The sequence below is a fragment of the Shinella lacus genome (assembly GCF_010994755.1).
Lineage (GTDB): Bacteria > Pseudomonadota > Alphaproteobacteria > Rhizobiales > Rhizobiaceae > Shinella > Shinella lacus.
Map to the genome: position 1 here is coordinate 277,823 of NZ_WHSB02000001.1, position 20,522 is coordinate 298,344.

At 63.4% G+C, this 20,522-nt stretch carries 15 protein-coding genes; 4 read left to right on the plus strand and 11 right to left on the minus strand.

Translation table 11 applies throughout. From position 1 onward, the window contains the following. The 3 genes from ppk2 to GB927_RS01275 all read right to left on the minus strand — a co-directional run bounded on the left by ppk2 (position 1) and on the right by GB927_RS01275 (position 3,054). A complete protein-coding gene (gene ppk2 / locus GB927_RS01265; RefSeq protein ID WP_256114696.1) occupies positions 1–909 on the minus strand; it encodes a polyphosphate kinase 2 in 909 nt (302 codons plus the stop codon). A 174-nt stretch (positions 910–1,083) separates the two neighbouring features. Beyond that, a complete protein-coding gene (locus tag GB927_RS01270; protein ID WP_256114697.1) occupies positions 1,084–2,001 on the minus strand; it encodes an alpha/beta fold hydrolase in 918 nt (305 codons plus the stop codon). 147 nt (positions 2,002–2,148) lie between these two features. Next, complete coding sequence (locus GB927_RS01275; RefSeq protein WP_256114699.1) at positions 2,149–3,054, minus strand: LysR family transcriptional regulator; 906 nt, start codon at positions 3,052–3,054, stop codon at positions 2,149–2,151. A 111-nt stretch (positions 3,055–3,165) separates the two neighbouring features. On the opposite strand from GB927_RS01275, the gene GB927_RS01280 reads away from it, so the two are divergent. Further along, positions 3,166–3,915, plus strand: a complete 750-nt coding sequence (locus GB927_RS01280) for an SDR family oxidoreductase (protein ID WP_256114700.1) — start codon at positions 3,166–3,168, stop codon at positions 3,913–3,915. Between the two features lies 1 nt (position 3,916). On the opposite strand, the gene GB927_RS01285 is transcribed toward GB927_RS01280, so the two are convergent. From GB927_RS01285 to GB927_RS01295, 3 genes are read right to left on the minus strand one after another with little or no spacing between them, the layout of a single operon-like run. After that, complete coding sequence (locus tag GB927_RS01285) at positions 3,917–5,458, minus strand: SpoVR family protein (protein ID WP_256114701.1); 1,542 nt, start codon at positions 5,456–5,458, stop codon at positions 3,917–3,919. Between the two features lie 11 nt (positions 5,459–5,469). Next, a complete protein-coding gene (locus tag GB927_RS01290; protein WP_256114703.1) occupies positions 5,470–6,789 on the minus strand; it encodes a YeaH/YhbH family protein in 1,320 nt (439 codons plus the stop codon). Between the two features lie 36 nt (positions 6,790–6,825). Next, a complete protein-coding gene (locus GB927_RS01295) occupies positions 6,826–8,775 on the minus strand; it encodes a PrkA family serine protein kinase (RefSeq protein WP_256114704.1) in 1,950 nt (649 codons plus the stop codon). Between the two features lie 495 nt (positions 8,776–9,270). Here GB927_RS01295 and GB927_RS01300 point away from each other — a divergent pair, with 495 nt between their 5' ends. Further along, entirely contained in the window at positions 9,271–11,031 is a 1,761-nt protein-coding gene (locus tag GB927_RS01300; RefSeq protein ID WP_256114705.1) for a peptidoglycan D,D-transpeptidase FtsI family protein, read from the plus strand. A gap of 112 nt (positions 11,032–11,143) precedes the next feature. Then, a complete protein-coding gene (locus tag GB927_RS01305) occupies positions 11,144–11,521 on the plus strand; it encodes a VOC family protein (protein ID WP_256114706.1) in 378 nt (125 codons plus the stop codon). On the opposite strand, the gene GB927_RS01310 is transcribed toward GB927_RS01305, so the two are convergent. The 4 genes from GB927_RS01310 to capB all read right to left on the minus strand — a co-directional run bounded on the left by GB927_RS01310 (position 11,518) and on the right by capB (position 18,223). Further along, positions 11,518–12,879, minus strand: coding sequence for an amidase (locus GB927_RS01310; RefSeq protein ID WP_439655462.1), 1,362 nt, complete (start codon positions 12,877–12,879; stop codon positions 11,518–11,520). The two genes, GB927_RS01305 and GB927_RS01310, sit on opposite strands and share 4 nt — an antisense overlap. 101 nt (positions 12,880–12,980) lie before the next feature. Beyond that, a complete protein-coding gene (locus GB927_RS01315) occupies positions 12,981–14,336 on the minus strand; it encodes a purine-cytosine permease family protein (RefSeq protein ID WP_256114709.1) in 1,356 nt (451 codons plus the stop codon). Between the two features lie 32 nt (positions 14,337–14,368). After that, on the minus strand, positions 14,369–16,450 hold the full coding sequence (gene capA / locus GB927_RS01320; protein ID WP_256114710.1) for a caprolactamase subunit alpha: 2,082 nt from the start codon (positions 16,448–16,450) through the stop codon (positions 14,369–14,371). A 12-nt stretch (positions 16,451–16,462) separates the two neighbouring features. After that, positions 16,463–18,223: a caprolactamase subunit beta gene (capB, locus tag GB927_RS01325; RefSeq protein WP_256114711.1), complete on the minus strand. Its 1,761-nt coding sequence runs from the start codon at positions 18,221–18,223 to the stop codon at positions 16,463–16,465. A 241-nt stretch (positions 18,224–18,464) separates the two neighbouring features. Between capB and GB927_RS01330 the strand changes: the two genes are divergently transcribed. Continuing rightward, on the plus strand, positions 18,465–19,421 hold the full coding sequence (locus GB927_RS01330; RefSeq protein ID WP_256114712.1) for an AraC family transcriptional regulator: 957 nt from the start codon (positions 18,465–18,467) through the stop codon (positions 19,419–19,421). A 47-nt stretch (positions 19,422–19,468) separates the two neighbouring features. Here GB927_RS01330 and GB927_RS01335 read toward each other — a convergent pair whose 3' ends face one another. Beyond that, positions 19,469–20,476, minus strand: a complete 1,008-nt coding sequence (locus tag GB927_RS01335; RefSeq protein WP_256114713.1) for an iron ABC transporter substrate-binding protein — start codon at positions 20,474–20,476, stop codon at positions 19,469–19,471. Positions 20,477–20,522: the final 46 nt, after the last annotated feature.

The window sequence follows — 20,522 nt, forward strand, 5'->3', positions numbered from 1 at the left end:
TCAGTAGACCTCCGGCACATACATGTCGTCCGGCGGGGAATGGCGGATGTAGTTGTCGTTGCGCACGCGTTCCGGCAGCTCGATCGGGGCCTTCGGCACGTCCTGATAGGGAACCTGCGTCAGGAGATGGGCGATGCAGTTCAGCCGCGCCTTCTTCTTGTCCACCGCCTCGACGATCCACCATGGCGCCTCGGGGATGTGGGTGCGCTCCAGCATCTCTTCCTTGGCCTTGGTGTAATCCTCCCAGTGGACGCGGCTTTCCAGGTCCATCGGCGAAAGCTTCCACTGCTTCAGCGGATCGTGGATGCGCATGCGGAAGCGGAATTCCTGCTCGTCGTCGGTAATCGAGAACCAGTATTTGATGAGGATGATGCCGGAGCGCACCAGCATGCGCTCGAATTCCGGCACCGAGCGGAAGAACTCTTCAAGCTCTTCGGCGCTGCAGAAGCCCATGACGCGCTCGACGCCGGCACGGTTATACCAAGAGCGGTCGAACAGCACCATTTCGCCGGCGCTCGGCAGGTGGGCGGCGTACCGCTGGAAATACCACTGGTTGCGCTCGCGCTCGGTGGGCGCCGGCAGGGCGACGACGCGGCAGACGCGCGGGTTGAGACGCTGCGTGACGCGCTTGATGGCGCCGCCCTTGCCGGCGGAATCGCGGCCTTCGAACAGCACGACGACCTTCAGCTTGTTGTGCTGCACCCAGTCCTGCAGCTTCACCAGCTCATGCTGGAGACGGAACAGCTCGCGGAAATAGATGCGCCGCTCGATCGTCTGCGGCGCGGGTTCGGACATGCCCTCGGAGACGAGCGCGTCCAGCTGCTCCTCTTCCATCTGCATTTCCAGCTCCTCGTCGAAGCTGTCGGCGATTTCTGCCTTGATGCGGCTCAGATGATCGTTTTCGAACATGATCGGAATCCATTTGCCCGGACGCGCGGCAGGTCACCAAGCCAGTCGATCGACCGGTCTTATCCCGCCACCAGAACTTATTAGGAAGCCCGCATGATGTTTTTGTGACAGTGCGCCGCAAAACCCCCGCCCGGCCGGGCGGAGGTCGAAGGACGGGTCATTTTCCGGCCGGGATCAGTTTGCCTTGTCGAGAAACGCCCGGACCATTTTCGTCGTGGCTTCGGGGTTTTCTTCCATGATCCAATGGCCGGAATCGGGCACTACGCCCTCGGTCACGTCGCTGGCGGCGGCGCGCATCACGGTCGCCATCATGGGGCCGAACGACTTCTCACCGCCGATCGCCAGCACCGGCATCGTCAGCTTGCCGCCGGCAGCCAGGAAGGCCCGGTTGTCGATCGCGTCCTGATCGAAGGCCGCGAACTGCGCGAAGCCCGAATGCATGGCGCCCGGCAGGGCATAAAGCTTGGCATAGTGCTCGCGCGACGTTTCGGTGAAGCGGGCGGGCGTCGCCGAGAACTCGTTCCAGAAGCGATCGAGATAGATGCGTTCACGGCCGGCGACGAGGCGCTCCATGTCCGGCCCGCCGAAACGGAAATGCCACAGCAGCGGGTTCTTCAGGATCTCTTCCCAGGGGCCAACACCCGGCACCGGCGCATCGATCAGCACGAAGCGTTTCGTCCGGTCGGGATGCGCGGCGGCGAAGGCAAAGCCCACCATGTTGCCGATATCGTGCGTCACAAGGTCGATCTCTTCGACCTTCAGCGCATCCAGCACACCGGCGACGTCGCCGGCCTGCGTCTTCTTGTCGAAGCCGCTTTCCGGTTTGGAGGATAGGCCGAGGCCGCGCAGGTCCGGCACGATGACCGTGTGGTCGCGGGCAAGATCGGCCGCCATCGGCGCCCACATGTCGCCGGTCTCGCCGTAACCGTGCAGCAGGACCACGGCCGGCCCCGCGCCGCCGACGCGGACATGGATGGTGGCGCCGTTGGTGGTGATCTCCTGCGTCTCGAAGGAAGCCGGAAAATCGGGGACCTCGGCGCCGGCAGGCGCGGCAAAGACGAGCAATCCCAAGGCAAGGATGGTTTTCAACATTTTGGTCTCCCACCTACCGGGAAGGCGATCCGATCGACCGCCGCTTTCAGCCCGTTGGTGAAGCATGACTATCACCGAACCGTCGTTCGAATTAGCCAACCAACGGCGGATCTCGCTTCCGGCTTTACCGAACAATCGGGCCGCATGTCAGCCCGCCCCCTCCTCCCAATAGGGCGGATCGCCGAAGGCCGCCTTGAGATGGTCCGCCAGCGCGCGAAGCTTGACGGACGAGCGGCGTCCTTCCGGATGCGCGAGATAGATGAATTCCGGGCTCGGCCGCACGCCGACATCGATGAGCTTCAGGTTGCCGGCGCGAATATCCGGCCCGGCAATGAACAGCGGCAGCAGCGCAATGCCGAGCCCGGCGACCGCCGCGTCGCGCAGCATGTCGCCATTGTTGACCCGCAAGCCGACCCGTGCCCGGACGATCTCGATGCCGTCAGCCGTCGCGAAGCGCCAGTCCGCCACGCCGCGGTTCGTGTAGAAAACGCCCTTGTGCCCGTCCAGTTCGGCGATCGTCGCCGGTGTGCCGTGGCTGGCGAGATAGTCGCCGGAGGCGACCAGAACGCGGCGGCTCGGTGCCAGCCGCCACACCATCAGGCGGGAATCATCGATCGTCCCGTGGCGCACCACGCCGTCATAGGCACCCGAGGCGATGTCGACGCGGCGGTCGTCGAGGTCGAGCGACATTTCTATCTTCGGATTGGCCGCCAGGAACGGAAAGAGCGCCGGCCCGAGATGCAGCCGGCCGAAGGTGACGGGCGCTGAAATCCGCATCGGGCCGGCAAGCGTGCCGCGCCGTTCGGCAAGATCGGTTGCCGCTTCCGAAACTTCCCTGAGGATGCGGGTGGCGCGTTCGAGGAAGGCGGCGCCATCCTCCGTCACCGACATTCGCCGCGTGGTGCGGTGGAGCAGCGTGGCACCGAGGCTGCGCTCCAGCTCCGCCAGCCTCTCGCTCACCACCGATTTCGACAGCCGCAGCGTGCGCGCCGCCTCGCTGATCGAGCCCGCTTCGGCGACCGCCACGAAACTTGTTATGCCGTCGAGTTTCATCGTTCGGTTTTTCCGGAAAATAGATCTGCCTTTGGCATTGTAGTGCGAACGCGCAGCCTGCGCCATATTCGTCTTCAGCAAACAGCAATATAACCCGAAGGAACAACGATCATGGACAGGCTCAACGGAAAACGCGCCCTCATCACCGGCGGCACCAGCGGCATCGGGCTGGAAACGGCGCGTCAATTCCTGGCTGAAGGCGCCCGCGTCGCCGTCACCGGCACCAATCCGGAAACGCTAGAGGCCGCGCGCAAGGAACTCGACGACGGCGCCCTCGTCATCAAGGCGGACGCCGCCGACGTCGCAGGCCAGAGCCAAGTGGCGGCAACCATCAACGAGGCCTTCGGCGGCCTCGACATTCTCTTCGTCAATGCCGGCGTCGCGCTGCTGAAGCCCGTCGATGCCTGGGATGAAGCCGCTTTCGACCGCGTCTTCGACATCAACGTCAAAGGCCCCTATTTCCTGGTGCAGGCGCTGCTGCCGATCCTCGCCAACCCCGCCTCAATCGTACTCAACACCTCGGTCAACGCCCATATCGGCATGCCGAATTCCAGCGTCTACGCCGCCTCGAAGGCCGCGCTGCAATCACTGATCCGCACGCTGTCCGGCGAGTTGATCGGCCGCGGCATCCGCGTCAACGCCGTCAGCCCCGGCCCCATCTCGACGCCGCTTTACGGCAAGCTCGGCTTCAACGAGGCCGACCTCAAGAACGTCGCCGAGAGCATCAAGGGCCTGGTTCCGGCCGGCCGCTTCGGCACGCCCTCGGAGATCGCCAAGGCCGTGGTCTTCCTCGCCTCTGATGAAGCCGCTTACACCATTGGCAGCGAGATCATGATCGACGGCGGCATGGGAACGCTGTGAGTCACGATACCTTCGAGGAGCACTCGTAGACGACCCGGTCGGTCGCATCGTCGACGCCGGCGAGGCTGACGTCATAGCCCCAGAGCCGGCGGATATGGGTCAACGTCGCATCGCGCCGGCCTTCATCCAGCAGGATGCCGTTCTTGATGCGGTGGCGCAGGCGAAGCTGCCGGTCGCCAAGCAGGTCGACATCGATGACCTGGATATCCGGGCGGTTCGCGCCCGGATCGTAGTTGCGCGCAAGGCCGGCGCGCACGGCGGAATAGCCCCGTTCGTCATGGATGGAGGCGACTTCGCAAAACGTGTCGGCCGAGCGGTCGGAGAGCTGGAACAGGCGGAATTTCCGGATCAGCGCCGGGCTCAGATATTGCAGGATGAAGGATTCGTCACGGTGGTTCTCCCACGCATCCTTCAGCGTGCCCATGCAGTCGCCATTGCCGGCAATGTTGGGAAACCAGTCGCGATCCTCCGCCGTCGGCGCCGTGCAGATGCGCTCGATGTCCTGCATCATCGCAAAGCCCAGCGCATAGGGGTTGATGCCGGAAAAGCGGGGATCGTCGAAGTTCGGCTGGAAGACGACATTGGCGTGGCTTGCCAGCAGCTCCAGCATGGCACCCTCGCTCATCCGGCCCTGATCGAACAGCCGGTTGATGATCGTATAGTGCACATAGGTCGCGCACCCTTCGTTCATCACCTTGGTCTGGCCTTGCGGATAGAAATACTGCGCGATGACGCGAACGATCCGGAGGATTTCCCTTTGCCAGGGCTCCAGGATGATGCTGTGCTTCTCCAGGAAGTAGAGCAGGTTCTCCTCGGGAAGGTTCAGGACCTTCTTGCGCTCGCCGGCCTCGCGCTCTGCCTCCTCCACGCCGACGCTGCCAGTCGCCGTCGGCAGCGTGCGCCACAGGTCGCTATAGGTTTGCTCCTCGTATTCCAGCCGTTCGCGCGCCCGCTCCCTGACCTTTTCCGATGAAAGCCGTGGCGGCCGGCGATAATGGAACACGCCCTGGTCCATCAGGGCATGCGCCGAATCGAGGATTTCTTCCACGGCAGCAAGGCCGTGCCGCTCCTCGCATTTGGCAATGTATTTCTTGGCGAAGTCCATATAGCCGAGGATCGCGCCGGCATCCGTCCACTGGCGGAACAGGTAGTTGTTCTTGAAGAAATGGTTGTGGCCGAAGGAAGCATGCGCGGTCACCAGCGCCTGCATCGGCATGGTGTTTTCGTCCATCAGATAGGTGATGCAGGGGTTGGAATTGATCACCAGTTCATAGGCGAGCCCGCGCCTGCCCTTGCGGTAGAGCTCGTTTTCGAAGACGAAGCGCTTGCCGAACGACCAGTGCTGATACATCAGCGGCATGCCGACCGACGAATAGGCATCGAGCATCTGCTCGGAGGAGATGACCTCGATCTGGTTCGGATAGACATCCAGCCCCATCTCGCCGATGGCGATTTCCTTGATCGCTTCGTAGGCGCGCGAAAGCGTCGTGAAGTTCCATTCGGAACCTTCGAACAGCAGGGTGGAAACCGGCTCTTTTGCCATCCGTTCCTCCTTCACCGGCGCAGCTGGTCGGGCTGGTTCCGGGCAAAGAGTTTGCGGAAGACCGGATAGATGTCCGAGGGCCGCGCGATGCGCGTCATCTGGAAATTCCGCACCGCACCGTCGACGGTCCGATAGGCCCGCCACAGCGACGTGCCGTTGTCCGTCGTGCCAAAGATCTCGCTTTCGCGCTCGTCGATGATTTCGACATAGGCGTAATATTGGCAGAGCTTCATCAGCGTATCACGCAGCAGCGTGGCACAGCGCTCGGAATCGCCGCTGGCATTGTCGCCGTCGGACGCCTGGGCCGCATAGATGTTCCAGATATTCGAGGGATAGCGATCCGTGATGACGCGCACCATCTCCTCCAGCGCGGTGGAAACGACCGTGCCGCCGCTCTGCTTGCTGAAGAAGAAGGTCTCCTCGTCGACTTCCCGCGCCTCGTCCGTGTGGCGAATGAACACGATTTCAATGCGCTCGTAGCGGCGTTTCAAAAACAGGTGCAGCAGGACGAAGAAGCGCTTGGCAAGATCCTTCTCGCGCTCGCCCATCGAGGCGGAGACGTCCATCAGGCAGAACATCACGGCGCTCGCATTGGGCAGGGGCTGGCGTTCGAACCGGTTGAAGCGCACATCGACGGGATCGACATAGGCGATCCGGCGGCGCCGCCGTTCCAGCAGGTCAAGGTCCTCGCGAAGCTGCTTCAGCCGCTGGCGCTGCTGGCGGGAAGGCTCCGCCGCGGCTTCGAGCGCGGCGATCTCCTCGCTAAGCGCCGCGATCTCCTTCTCGCCCGGCCGCCGCAGGGCGATGCGCCGGCCGAAGCTGTTGCGCATCGTCCGCCCGACATTGATGTTGCTCGGCGTGCCCGATGTGGTGAAGCCAACGCGGTGCGACTTGTAGGTGACGGTTTCCTTGAGGTTCAGCTTCACCATGTCGGGAAGCTCCAGATCCTCGAAGAAGAGGTCAAGCACCTCCTCGCGCGACAGCACGAAGAGGAAGTCGTCCGCATCTTCGCCACGCCCCCGACCGCGTCCACCACCACCTCCGGCGCCCGCCTCCGGCTTGCGGATGCGGTCTCCCGGCGAGAAGACCTCGTTTCCCGGCAGGACATAATTGCGCTCGCCGCTGCCTCCCGAATGCTGGAAGCTCGGCTCGTCCGCGCCGCGTTTGGGAATGGGAACGCCGTGCGCGGCGTCGATATCGGCGATCTTCTCCGACTTCACCTTGTCGCGGATCGTGCGCTTCAGCTCGTCGTGCACCCGTTTCAGGAAACGCCGCCTGTTGCCGAGACTCCGGTCCTTCGGGTTAAGCCGGCGATCGATGAAATTCGGCATGCGCCATCCCCTACTCCAGCCCCAAATCCGGTACGCTTAGCCGGCCTTGTTGACGCGCATGTACCAATCGACGAGCCGTCGGACCTGGCGCACGGTATAGCCCCGCTCGGTCATGCGCTGAACGAATTCGGCGTGCTGCTTTTCGGTCGCACCATCCTTCTTCGAGCCGAAGCTGATGACCGGCAGGAGGTCTTCGACCTGGCCGAACATGCGCTTCTCGATAACCTCGCGAAGCTTCTCGTAGCTGGTCCAGGCCGGGTTGCGCCCACCGTTGCGGGCGCGGGCGCGAAGAGTGAATTTCACGACCTCGTTGCGGAAGTCCTTGGGGTTGGCGATGCCGGCGGGCTTTTCGATCTGCGAGAGCTCGCTGTCGAGGATCTCGCGGTTGAGGATCTGGCCCGTATCGGCATCCTTGAAATCCTGGTCCTCGAGCCAGGCATCGGCATAGGAAATATAGCGGTCGAACAGGTTCTGGCCGTATTCGCTATAGGATTCGAGATAGGCCTTCTGGATCTCGTGGCCGATGAACTCGGCATAGCGGCTGGCGATTTCGGAGCGGATAAAATCGAGATAGTTCGCCTCGACCTCCTTGGGATACTGCTCGCGCCGGATCGCCTGTTCGAGGATGTACATCAGGTGAACCGAGTCGGCCGCGACCTCCTTGGTGTCGTAGTTGAAGGTCTCCGACAGCACCTTGAAGGCGAAGCGCGTGCTGACGCCCGTCATGCCCTCGTCGACGCCGGCGGCATCGCGGTATTCCTGCAGGGATTTTGCCTTCGGATCCGTATCCTTCAGGTTTTCCCCGTCATAGACGCGCATCTTGGTGTAGGTCGGCGAATTTTCATGCGGCGTAAGGCGCGTGGCGACGGTGAAGCGGCTGAGATTCTCCAGCACTTCCGGCGCGCAGGGGCTGGCGGAAAGCTCGCTCTCGCGCAGCAGCTTTTCATAGATCAGCCTCTCCTCGGTGACGCGCAGGCAATAGGGCACCTTGACCACCAGGATACGGTCGAGAAACGCCTCGTTGTTCTTGTTGTGCTTGAATTGCAGCCATTCGGACTCGTTGGAATGGGCGAGCACGATGCCCTGGAACGGGAAGGCGCCGAAATTCTCGGTGCCGTTGTAGCTGCCTTCCTGCGTGGCGGTGAGCAGCGGGTGCAGCACCTTGATCGGCGCCTTGAACATTTCGACGAATTCGAGAAGGCCCTGCGTCGTACGGTTGAGGCCGCCGCTGTAGGAATAGGCGTCGGGATCGGCCTGGCTGTAGTTTTCCAGCTGGCGGATATCGACCTTGCCGACCAGCGTGGAAATGTCCTGGTTGTTCTCGTCGCCGGGTTCCGTCTTGGCGATGCCGATCTGGCGCAGCCGCGATGGCATGAGCTTGACGACGCTGAACTTCGAGATGTCGCCGTTGATCTCGTCCAGCCGCTTGGTCGCCCAGGGCGAAATGAGCCCGGTGAGCCGGCGTTGGGCGATGCCATATTTGTCTTCGAGCAGTTCGCCCATGCGATCGCGGCTGAACAGGCCCAGCGGCGATTCGAAGACCGGACTGATCTTGCCGTCGATGGCAAGCGTGTAGATCGGCTGCTGCTCCATCAGCTTCTTCAGCCGCTCGGCAAGGGAGGATTTGCCGCCGCCAACCGGGCCGAGCAGATAGAGGATCTGCTTGCGCTCCTCCAGCCCCTGCGCCGCATAGCGGAAATAACCGACGATCCGCTCGATCGTGTCCTCCATGCCGTAGAAATCGGCGAAGGACGGATAGATCTTGATGGTGCGGTTGGCGAAGACACGGCCGAGCCGCTCGTCGGCGCTGGTATCGACCAGCTTCGGTTCGCCGATCGCCGCCACCATGCGCTCAGGCGCCGTGGCATACATGCTCTTGTCATCACGGCAGGCTAGGAGATATTCCTGCAGGCTCAGCGCCTCTTGCGCTTCGCTTGCGTAAGTCTCTGAAAAAAGGTCGAAAATATCGCTGCCACTGGTTCGCATAGAACCCTCCTGCGGTCGCCGGGCGATATCGCCGTCGTAGTCGCCCGCCATCTCAGTTATTAAACGGATCAGGAGCGGGTTTTGTTCCCCGACTCCGGCTGCAACACATGCCGAATCTTAAGCGCAAACAAAGGCGAAACGACGTTCTAACAGGCCACGTTCAATTAATTCCAAGACTGCGCCCATCCAAAGCCATGCAAGGAGAGGCGTCGACTCAGTATGATATATTGTTACGGGCAGAACGATAGTAACAGTGATTTGAGTTGCATGATTTTTCCCCCGCTCAGTGTCGAAAGGGACGAGTCGAAGAGCGATGCCGAAAAGTCCCCGGCAAGGCGGCTAACGGATCGTTAAGACGGCCAGCACGACTTTAAATGTATATTAATGCAAATTTAATCGAGCACCGCCCTTCACCAACTCTTTCCTTGGTTTCCTGGCCTTGCGCATGCAGGGTCCTGCCATTCGATCGTCGTGGCGCTGGGGAATGGTGTTGGAATGATTTCGTTCGTCATCCGGCTCAAAAGCCGCGCCCATTTCGTTGTCAAACAGGGCCGCAATGCCGAGCGCGAGGCGTTCATCGGCACCAATGCGCGCCGCCGCAAACAGGCGCGGCTGCGCGTGGCGATCGTGATCGCCGCCTTCTGCGCGATCTATCTCGCGGTCGGCGTGCGCCTCCTCCAATACGGCCTTTCCGAGCCGATCCTGTCCGCTTCGATCGGCGGCAATGTCGATGCGGTCGCCTCCCGCCCCAACATCGTCGACCGCAATGGCGAACTGCTCGCGACCGACCTCAACATGGTCTCGCTCTACGCCGATCCGCGCCGCATCATCGATGCCGACGAAGTGGTGGAAAAGCTCGCGCTGGTCGTTCCGAATATCGACTGGAGCGATACGCATAGGAAGCTCCGCTCCCAGACCGCGTTCCAGTGGCTGCGACGACAACTGACGCCGAAGCAACAGGCGGATATCCTGGCGCTCGGGCTTCCCGGCATCGGCTTCCGGCCGGAAAAACGGCGGTTCTATCCGGGCGGCGCCACGGCGTCGCATATCGTCGGCCACGTCAATGTCGACAACCAGGGCCTCGCGGGCATGGAGCGCTATCTGGACCAGCAGGGTCTTGCGGACCTGCGCGCGTCCGGCCTCACCGACGACACGCGGCTGGCGCCGGTAACATTGTCGATCGACCTTCGCGTCCAGAACATCGTGCGCGACGTCGTCGCAAGGGCGATGACCGACTATGAGGCCGAGGCCGCCGGCGCGGTGATCCTCGACGTGGAGACGGGCGAAGTGCTGGCGATGGCCTCCGTACCCGATTACGACCCGAACGAGCCCTCCCGCATGCTGCCGGACGGCACCGTCGACAAGGCCTATGAAAAGGGCTGGTTCAACCGCATCAGCAACGCGACCTTCGAGATGGGCTCGACCTTCAAGAGCTTCACACTGGCGATGGGGCTGGACGAGGGCAAGATCTCGCTGAATTCCGTTGTCGATGCTTCCCGCCCGATCCGCATGGGCGGCTTCACCATCCGCGACTTCAAGGGCAAGAACCGCCCGCTCTCCATCCCCGAAGTGTTCCAGTATTCCTCCAACATCGGAACGGCCGCGGTCGCCGACATGGTCGGCATCGATGGGCACCGGGAGTTCCTCACGCGGCTTGGCCTGCTCTCCAAGCTGGACACGGAAATGCCCGGCGTCGCGACGCCGACGCAGCCGCAGACCTGGAAGAAGATCAACTCCGTCACGATCTCCTTCGGCCACGGCGTCGCCACCACCCCCTTGCAGACGGCGGTTGCGGCCGCGGCGCTGATGAATGGCGGCTACCTCCACCAGCCGACCTTCCTGCCCCGCTCCAAGGAAGAGGCGCAGGCGCTCGCCCGCCGCGTCATCAAGGAGAAGACGAGCGCGGAGATGCGCTTCCTTTATGACTGGAACGGGCAGAAGGGCTCCGGCCGGGGTGCGCAGGTGGAGGGTTTCCACGTCGGCGGCAAGACCGGCACGGCCGACAAGGTGATCAACGGGCGATACGCCAAGAACATCAATTTCAACGCCTTCGTCGCCGCCTTCCCGATGGACAAGCCGCGGTACATCGTGCTCTCCATCATCGATGCGCCGCGCACGGGCGAGCGCGGCGGGCGAACGGCGGCCTCCACGGCGGCCCCGATGATCCAGGCCATCATCCGCCGCGTCGCGCCGCTGCTTGGCGTCAAACCGCGCTTCGGCGAGCCGGAAGCGGAAATGCTGCTGGTCGATTACTGAGCCCACGCGGGACGAAGCGCCATTCGACGGTGAAACCGAATTCTGATTTCAGATGCCTCCTTATTATAAGAGCGATCCAGAGGTCGTATCTGAGTGTCGAAAGGAATCGGCCATGCAGATCGACCACGTTACCATCAGAACCCGCGATATCGCAGGTGCCCGGGAATTCATGCGCACGGTCTTCGATCTGGAGGAAGGCGAGCGGCCGGCGGCGATCCGGCACATTCCGGGCTGCTGGCTTTACAGCGAAGGCAAGCCGATCGTTCACATCATCGGGTCCCATGGAGCCGGCCAGGATCATGCGGCAGAAGCCATCGATCATGTCGGCCTGCGCATGACGGACTATGCCGCCTTCCGCGCGAAGCTCGATCGCCTCGGCATCCGCTATTCGCCGATGGATCTCGCGGACATAGCCGAGCGCCGCCTCTTCCTGCAAATGCCCGGCGGCCCTCTGCTGGAAGCCGTTTTCTCCGAACCCGTGCCCGCCTAGCGCAACAGGCCTTCCACCGTGGAGGCGGCCGCAAGCACCCGTCCGTCGCTATTCCTCGGCCCCGACAGAAGCAGCCCGACGGGCATGCCGGCAGCACCGGTGCCGCAGGGCAGCGACACGCCGCACCAGTCGAGGAAGTTGCCGATCAGCGTGTTGCGCAGCGTCTTGCCGTTCACCTGGAAGAACAGGTCCTCGTCGTCCAGCAGCGGCTGGATCTGCGGAGCGACATGGGGGAGCGTCGGGCTGATGAGGATGCTCTCCGGCCCAAGCCGCTCCTCGAAAGACGTGATCAGCCTGTCGCGCGCGGCCAGCGTTTCGAGATAATCGGCAAGCGTGATCTTCTCGCCGAGTAGCGTGCGCTTGACGACGCGGGGGTCCATCTCGGCCGCGGCCGGTCCCTGGATGCGCTCGCGGTGCAGCACAAAGGCCTCGGCCGTCACAAGCGCGCCGTGTTTGGCCATCAGGTCGAAGATCGCGGAGAATTCGGGAAAAGCCTGGTGGCGGATGCGGGCACCCGCCTTTGCCAGCCGCGCGACGGCCGCCTCGAAGGCCGCGACGACTTCGGGCTCGGCGCCGTCAAAGAACACCGTCTCGGGAATGACGAAGGACAGGTCTGCCACGCCGGGGCGTGGCAGCGCGTCAGCCGAAGGCAGCCCGCGCATCGCCGCATCGACCCAGATCGCGTCCTGCACGGTGCGGCAGAGCGGCCCGAGCGCATCGAGGCTCTTAGCCAGCGGGAACACGCCCTTCATGGAATAGCGCCCGCGCGTCGCCTTGTAGCCGACGATGCCGTTGAAGGCGGCGGGGATGCGCACCGAGCCGCCAGTATCCGTGCCGATGGAAACCGGAACAAGGCCAGCCGCGACCGCAACGCCGGAGCCGGACGAGGAGCCGCCGGGAATGCGATGTTCGCCCGCCGGCGAGGCCGGGTTGCGCGGCGTGCCGTAATGCGGGTTGATGCCGAGGCCGGAAAAGGCGAATTCGCTCATGTTCACGCGCCCGACGCTGACCATGCCAGCCCCCGCCAGCGCCTGCACCACGGCGGCATCCTCGCCTGCTGGCTCGCTGTCCTTCAGCACGCGGGAGCCGGCGGTCGTCGGCAGGCCCTGAATGTCGAAAAGGTCCTTCCAGGCAATCGGCACGCCATCCAGCACGCCGAGCGAGCGCCCTTCGCGAATGCGGCGGCGGGAAGCCTCGGCCTCAGCTTTCGCCCGCTCCTTCAGCAGAACCGTGAAGAGTGAAGCATCGGCATAGGCCTCGATGGCGGCCAGCGTTTCCTCCACAAGCGCGACGGGATCAAGCGCGCCCGCTTGCAGGAGTACGGAAAGCTGAGCAATCGACCGCGGCTCCATCGGCATGTCCTTTTCTGCTTTTGATGGACCGTTTCAACAGGTTCGCGTCGAGAGCGTCAACCATAAAGCACGGGAACCGTGCCTCCGGAGAGGCACGGTCCATATCGTCAGCCGGCCGCGAGGAACCAGGAGCGACGCGCCTGCGTCAGTCCGGCGGCGTAGATGCCGAAGGCGATGACCGCCGTTGCCGGCGCTGAAAGCTCGGCATAGCTGCCACCCCAGACATGCAGCCAGATGCCGATGGCGGCCGCGATGAACCAGGCGCCGATGCCGAGCGGATTGAAGGCCGGCACATGGCTGGAGCGGTATTCGATCGCCTGCCCCACCAGCGCGCTGTAGCGGTCGATCAGGATATGCGCCATCGCCACCGCCACCCAGGCGACGACGAAGATGCCCTGATAGGCGAGCGCCTGGAGCAGGTAGGAAAACACGTCCGCGAGCATGAGCACATAGACCACGACGCCGACCGCGATGGCCCAGCCGACGCGCCCGAACGGCAAGCGGCCGAAGAGCTGGACGAGCGCCTCCATGTTGACGGCGGCGAGGTAATAGTTCGCCGTGTTGATGCGGGTCTGCGTGACCCAGACGAACAGCAGGCCCCAGATGCCCATGAGCTTCAGGAGTGCCAGCAGTACGCTGACCTCCGAGAGCGCGCCGAGATCCGGCACCGTGCCGATCATGAACATGCCGAAGAGGCCGCTTACGAGGAACGCCATGGCATAGAACGGCATGCCGAAATTGAACCAGGCATGATAGCCGGCATCCTCCGTGCGCCCGAAGCGGGCATAGTCGAAGGTGAACATCATCAGCACCCAGACGCCCATGTAATAGACGAAGCAGGACCACCAGCCGCCGGCCGGCGCGCCCGTTTCCGGGCCGAGGTTCAGCCATTTGTCGCTGTAGCCATATTCGCTGATGGCGAGCGCCACCGCGACGACGAGGCCGAGAATGTAGAACGGCAGCAGCACGCCGTTGAACTTGTCGAGCCAGCTCTGCATGCTGCCGAAGATCAGCGGCACGCTGTAGAGCACCACGATCAGCGCCGCGACCGGATAGGAGATCGACGGCAGGATGGTGTTGATGCCGACCGCGATGACCGAACCTTCGAACACGGCATAGTAGATCGCCGTGGCGCAGAAGATGAGGGTCGCAAGCCCCGACCCGACATTGCCGAACAGCACGCGTGAGAACAGTGCCACGGAAAGGCCGGTGCGGATGGCGAAGCGGCTGAGCACCGCATTGATGATGCCGTAGACCACGACGGACAGCACGATGCCGATGATGGCATTGCGCGTGCCGAAGTTGAGCGCCATCGCCGCGCCCACCACGATGTAGAAGACGGCGCTGCATACCGCCCACCAGGCCATGGTCAGCCCGCCTTTCTGCATGCGGGCGTTCGGTGGCACCGCCACGCCGGAAAAGTCCGAATTGTCGGCTTCGGTCGCCGATACATTGCCTGCCATTGCAATCCCCTCTTTTGTTTCAGGTAGATCCGTCAGTTTGCTCGTGTCAGCAGGTAGCTGCCGCTTTCGTGCAGCACGCTCGTCCAGCCGGGCTCGATGACGATGGTCGTCGTCACCTCCTCGATGATGGCGGGGCCGTGGATGCGGGCGCCGGCCCCAAGCTTCCCGCCGTCATAGATCGGCGTGGAGCTGGCCTTGCCGGACTGGTCGAAGATCGCCTCGCGAAAACCCTTCAGCGCCTGCTCCGCGCCGCCGCCCTCGGCGAGCTTCGGCGGACGAACCTTTTCGATGCGGCCGTAGATGGTGGATTCGAGGTTGACCACTTCGACCGCGCTGTGGCGTTCGGCATAGGTGTAGAGTTCCTCATGCCGGGCGTGAAAAGCGTCCTTCACCTGGTCGATCGTGCTTTCATCGATGGCGAAGGCGCCGATATCCACCGTGCATTCGTGCACCTGGCCGACATAACGCATGTCGATCGAGCGCTTGATATCGATGGCGTCCGGTGCAAAGCCGTCCGCTTCGAGATGGGCGACACCCTTGGCCTCGATCTCCCGGAACAGGCTGTCGATGCGCTCATAGGCGGCGGCATTGTCGAGCCGCACCGGCGCGGGTGCCATGTAGTTGTACTTCACGTCGGAGATGATCTGGCCGAAGGCGCAGAGCCCCGAGGCGAGTTTCGGCAGGATGATGGTGTCGATGCCCATCTCGCGCGCCAGCGCGGTGATATGCGCGGCCGTGGCGCCGCCGGCGCCCACTAGCACGAAATCCCGCGGATCGTAGCCACGCTCGACCGAGACGCGGCGGATGCCGTTGACCATGCTGTTGTTGACGATCGCGAACATGCCATAGGCCGCCTGCTCGACGGAGATGCCGAGCGGCTCCGCAACTCTTGCCACCGCCGTGCGCGCATTCTCGATATCGAGCGGCAGCTTGCCGCCGAGAAGCCCATCGGGATTGAGGTAGCCGAGCACGAGGTTCGCGTCCGACGTAGTCGGCTCCACGCCGCCCTGGCCGTAGCAGGCGGGGCCGGGTTCGGAACCTGCCGATTGCGGGCCGACCTGGAGCAAGCCGAGCGGATCGATCCAGCCGATCGAGCCGCCGCCCGCCCCCAGCGTCTCGACCTGAATCATCGGTACGCCAATGCGATAGCGCAGGAAGTCGATGTTCTTGTTGAGGTTGGTCTGGCCGTTGCGGGTCAGCGTGATGTCGAAGGACGTGCCGCCCATGTCGACGGTGATGACGTTCTTCTGATCGAAGGGTGCACCGGCATAAAGCCCCGCCTGCGGCGCCGATGCCGGTCCGGAATTGATGGCGTAGACGGAGCGATCGGTCATCACCTGGCCAACCGCCAGGCCGCCATTCGACTGGAAATAACGCACCGGCTGCTTGGCGCCGAGCTTGCGGAAATAGGCATCGACGGCGGCGACGTAGCGGCGCATGACAGGCGCCAGATAGGCATTGGTCACGGCGGTCGAGGTGCGCGTATATTCGCGAACCTGCGGGTAGAGCTCGCTGCCGACTGTGAGGATCGCATCCGGCATCATCTCGCGCACGATCTCGCCCGCCCGCGCCTCATGCCGCGGGTCGAGCACCGACCAGACGAAGGAAATGGCGACGGTCTCGATGCCTTCCTTCAGGAAGAGCCGGCAGGCGTCGCGCACGTCCTTCTCGTGCAGCGGCGTGCGAACCGAACCGTCGGAGAGGATGCGTTCGCGCACGCCGCGCCGGAGATAGCGCGGCACGAGCATGGTCGCCGCCGGATATTCGGGATCGTAGCGGAAGCCGTCTTCCTTGTGGCCGTTGCGGATCTCGATGGAATCCTCGTGGCCCGCCGTGCAGATCAGCCCCGTCTTGCCGCCGCGATGCGTGATCAGCGCGTTGAGGCCGACGGTGGTGCCGTTGATGCAGAGGTCGCAATTGGCGATGATGTCCTCGATCGGTCGGGCGAGATCGGCGGCGATCAGGCCGAGGCCGTTCTCGATCGCCCGTGTGGGATCAGACGGAGTCGAGAGCGCCTTGAACAGCTTGACCTCTCCGCTTGCGCGGTCGGCGATGACGAAATCGGTGAAGGTGCCGCCGGCGTCGATGCCGAGGCGGTAAGAATGCAGGGTCATGTTTCGTCTTCCTTACGCAGTGGCTCTGAGCCGTTCGGTTTCGGCACGGTCGACCTCAAGGGTCTCCCGGTCCGCGATCGCCACGCCGTAATCGGCGCGCGCGCCGGCAATCGAGACGAGGCCGTTCAGCACGTCGGAGACCACCTTCTCCACCGGACGCTCGAACGGGTCGCCGTAGCCGCCGCCGCCCGGATTGAGGTTGGTGATGGTCTGGCCCGGTTTGATCGTCTCGATGATGTTCTTGCGCTCCACCTGCACCGCGCCGTCGCGGCGCAGCTCGACGCGCCCGACCTTGGTATCGACCACCGCGGATTTCGCGCCGGCAGCACCCATCGCCGGGATGCGGCGTCCCTCGCCAAAACCGATGCACAGCATGTCGCCGTTGAGCGGTTCCACTTCCCAGGCCGTGCCCGAGCCGCCGCGGAATTTGCCGGCACCACCGGAATCGGTCATCAGCGAATAGCGGTGGATGATGATCGGATAAGAATATTCGAGCAGCTCCACATCGCCGGAGGTGAGCGCTCCGAAGCAGCATTCCGGGCCGACCGCATGCCAGCCATCCTGCTTCGGCGTCGCACCGCCGCCGGAAATGATGGTGGCGAGCACCATGGTCACGAACTCTTCGTTGGTGCGGGCATCGCGGCCGGCGATGTTGAGGCCGTTGGCATGGCCCCAGGAGGCGGAGACCTTGGAGGGCATCGCTTTTTCGAAGGCGAGGCGCACGGCGTCCGTCAGCGTCTCCATCGGCGTCGTCGTGCAATTCATGTGCGGTGCAGGCTCCTGCGCATTGCACAGCGTGCCCTTCGGCCCGAAATCGACGCTGACGCAGCGGTAGAGCCCCTCATTGTAGGGCGGCGGCAGGGCGGCAAACATCATCAGGCCGAGATAGACGCCGGAATGCGAATTGCCCTCGTAGGAGTTGATGAAATAGGGGATCTGCGGCGGGCTATCGATGGCGATATGGCAGCTATCTCCCGTGATCGTGACCGTCGCCTTGATTTCGAAATCGCCAAAACCGTGGCCGGCATCCTCCAGGATGGCCGCGCCTTCATAGGTTCCATCCGGCACGGTGGCGATCAGCGTGCGCATGTGTCGGTCGGCCATGTCGAGCAGCGTGTCGACGCAGGTGTCCACCTGCTCCTTTCCATATTTGTCGAGCATGGCGATGAGATTGCGCTCGCCGACCTGGCAGGCACCGATAAGGGCGCGGAAGTCGCCCTCCTGGTCGCGCCGCGCCCGCATGTTGGTGAAGATCATGTTGAGCACATCGTTGCGCGGCTTGCCGCGGTCCCAGATCTTGACCGGCGGAATGCGCAGGCACTCGGCGTAGATCTCGGTCGCATTGGGGTTGTAGCCGGCCGGCACCGGGCCGCCGATATCGGTGAGATGCCCCTTGCAGACGGTCCAGTAGACCAGTTCGCCCTTGTAGAAGACCGGCTTGTACATGCAGGTGTCAATGGCGTGGCTGCCGCCGAAGGCCGGGTCGTTGTGGAGGATCAGGTCACCCTCGTGGATATCGTCGCCGAAAAAGCCGGCAACCGCCTTCATGGCTGGAATGAGCGAGCCGAGGTGGATCGGAATGTCTTGGCCCTGCAGGATCATTTCCGGCCGCGCATTGAACAGCGCCGTCGAATAGTCGTGCGCCAGGTTGAAGACCGACGAGCGCGCGGTCTTTTCGAGTGCGAGCGTCATTTCGCGCTGGGTCGTTTCGAGCATGCCGCGCACGACCGAGAGCGTGATCGGGTCTACTTTCGAAGTCTGGGTATGAAGCATCGTGTTCACGCTGGTTGAGGGCGAGAACCGACGGTCTGGAAACCGCGTGGATAGGTCGAAATGTCTGTTCCCGGAGCCGCCGGTATCTGTCGCACCGTTGAAGCTGGCCCAATCTAGGCAGAGTTTTCCGCAGCGGTCTTTGCAGCGCGGGAACAACAAATTGCGTCAGAACGCACAGTCTGCCATTTTCATTGCCGGGCAGCGGCCATGTGCATACCTTTGTTGCAAGAGGGGAAGCCGCATGAAGACGAGCATCACCACAAGCGCGACACGCGCACCGGACCGCAGCCGCCACTGGCACGAGGCCATCGCCTCGGCCTATTTTCCGCTCGACCTGCGTTTTCGCGATGCCGACGGGTTTTCCGGCGACCTGACGACCTGGGACTTCGGCGACGTGTCGATCTCGCGCCTCACCTGCGACGCGCTGCAATATCTGCGCCTGCCGCATCATTTCCGCGCCGCGCGCGAGGAGGAATTCCTCGTCACCGTACCGGCGAAGGCGGAAGTGTTCTTTTCCCAGGGCGGCCGCGACGTCAAATGCCGGCCGGGCGGGTTCTTCCTGGAGCGCAGCAGCGAGCCCTACCAGTTCAGCCATGCGGAAGCCGCCGACATGTGGGTGCTGAAGGTCGAAGCCGATGCGCTTGGGGGCCGAATGCGCGCGCCCGACCGCTTCTGCACCTTGCAATTCGAGGCGAACAATGGCGCCGGCGGTCTCTTCACCGACATGCTGCATCTCCTGCCCGCCCGTTTCGACGGGATGACGCAGGAGGCGCGGGCGACGGTCGGCCGCCAGCTCGTCGACCTGCTCGTGCTGGCGATCAAGGCCGACGACCGGGTGCTCGCCTCGGGCAACTCAACCGTGCGCACTGCCCACCTCGCCCGCATCGAGGCCTATATCCGCGCCAATCTCCAGGATTTCCGCCTCGACCCGGACCGGATCGCGCGCGCCTGCGGCATCTCCACCCGCTACCTTCACGAGCTGTTCCGCGACACCAACGAGACGGTGCGAAGCTGGATTCGCGACCAGAGGCTCGCCGCCTGCCGGGAGGCGCTCGAAGACCCGGACAATGTCCAGACCGCCGCCGAGATCGCCTATCGCTGGGGTTTCGGCGACCAGACCCAGTTCTCCCGCGTCTTCAAGGCACAGTTCGGCGTGCCGCCGGGAGAGTTCCGGGCCGAATGCCAGAAACGACGCTGAAAAGGGCGAATCTCTCCGCCCTTCCCGTTAGTTGCGGCGCTTATGTTTTAGAGCAGGCCGGCGGCCGTCATCAGTTCCACGACCTTCTTGCTGTCGAGCGTGGAGGCTTCGACCTTCGGTGCGTCCAGGTCCTTCAGCGGCACGAGCTTGGGATTGGCATCGCCGGCGATCGCATATTCGAAGGAATCGCCGTCGCGCAGGATCGACTGGCCGCCCTTGCCGGTGACCCATTTCAGGAAGGCCTGGGCTTCTTTCTGGTGCTTGCTGGTCTTCAGGATGCCGCCGCCGGAAATGCTGACGAAGGCGCCCGGATCCTGATTCTTGAAATAGTGCAGGACCACGTTGTTGCTGTTTTCGCCGGTCTTCGCCTGATCGCCGAACCAGTAGTAGTGGTAGATCACCGCGCCTTCGATTTCGCCGGCATTGACCGCCTTCATGGCGGTGCTGTTGCCCTTGAAGGGGGTGGCGTTTTCCTTCATGGCCGTCAGCCAGGACGCCGTTGCCTCCTCACCCTTCAACTGCAGCAGCGCGCCGACGATCGCCTGGAAATCCGCGCCGGCGGGCGATGCGCCCCAGCGGCCCTTCCAGGCCGGGTCGGCGAGATCGAGCATGGATTTCGGCAGCTTGTCCTCGGTGAGCTTCGTCTTGTCATAGGCGAAGACCGTCGAGCGCGCGGCAATGCCCGTCCACATGCCGTCGGCCGGGCGGTATTCCGCGGGAACCTGGTCGAGCGTCTCCTTATCGACCGGCGCGAAACGCCCTTCCTGGTCGAGCAGCGCCATGGCCGGCGAGTTTTCCGTGAGAAACACATCGGCCGGCGTCAGGTCGCCTTCCTGGAGGATCAGGTTGGCGAACTCCATGTCGCTGCCCTTGCGCACGACGACCTTGATGCCCGTTTCCTCCGTGAAGGCCTCGATCCATGCCTTTCCGAGCCCTTCATGCTGGGCGTTGTAGACGACGAGCTCCTGGAACTCCTCGGCGCGGGCACTGGAGCCCAGCCCGGTGGCCGCGAGAAGCGACAGTGCTGCGAATGTTATCCGGATCGACTTCGTCATGTTGTTCTCCTTCGATATGAAATTCATCGGCAGCCGCAGAAAACTG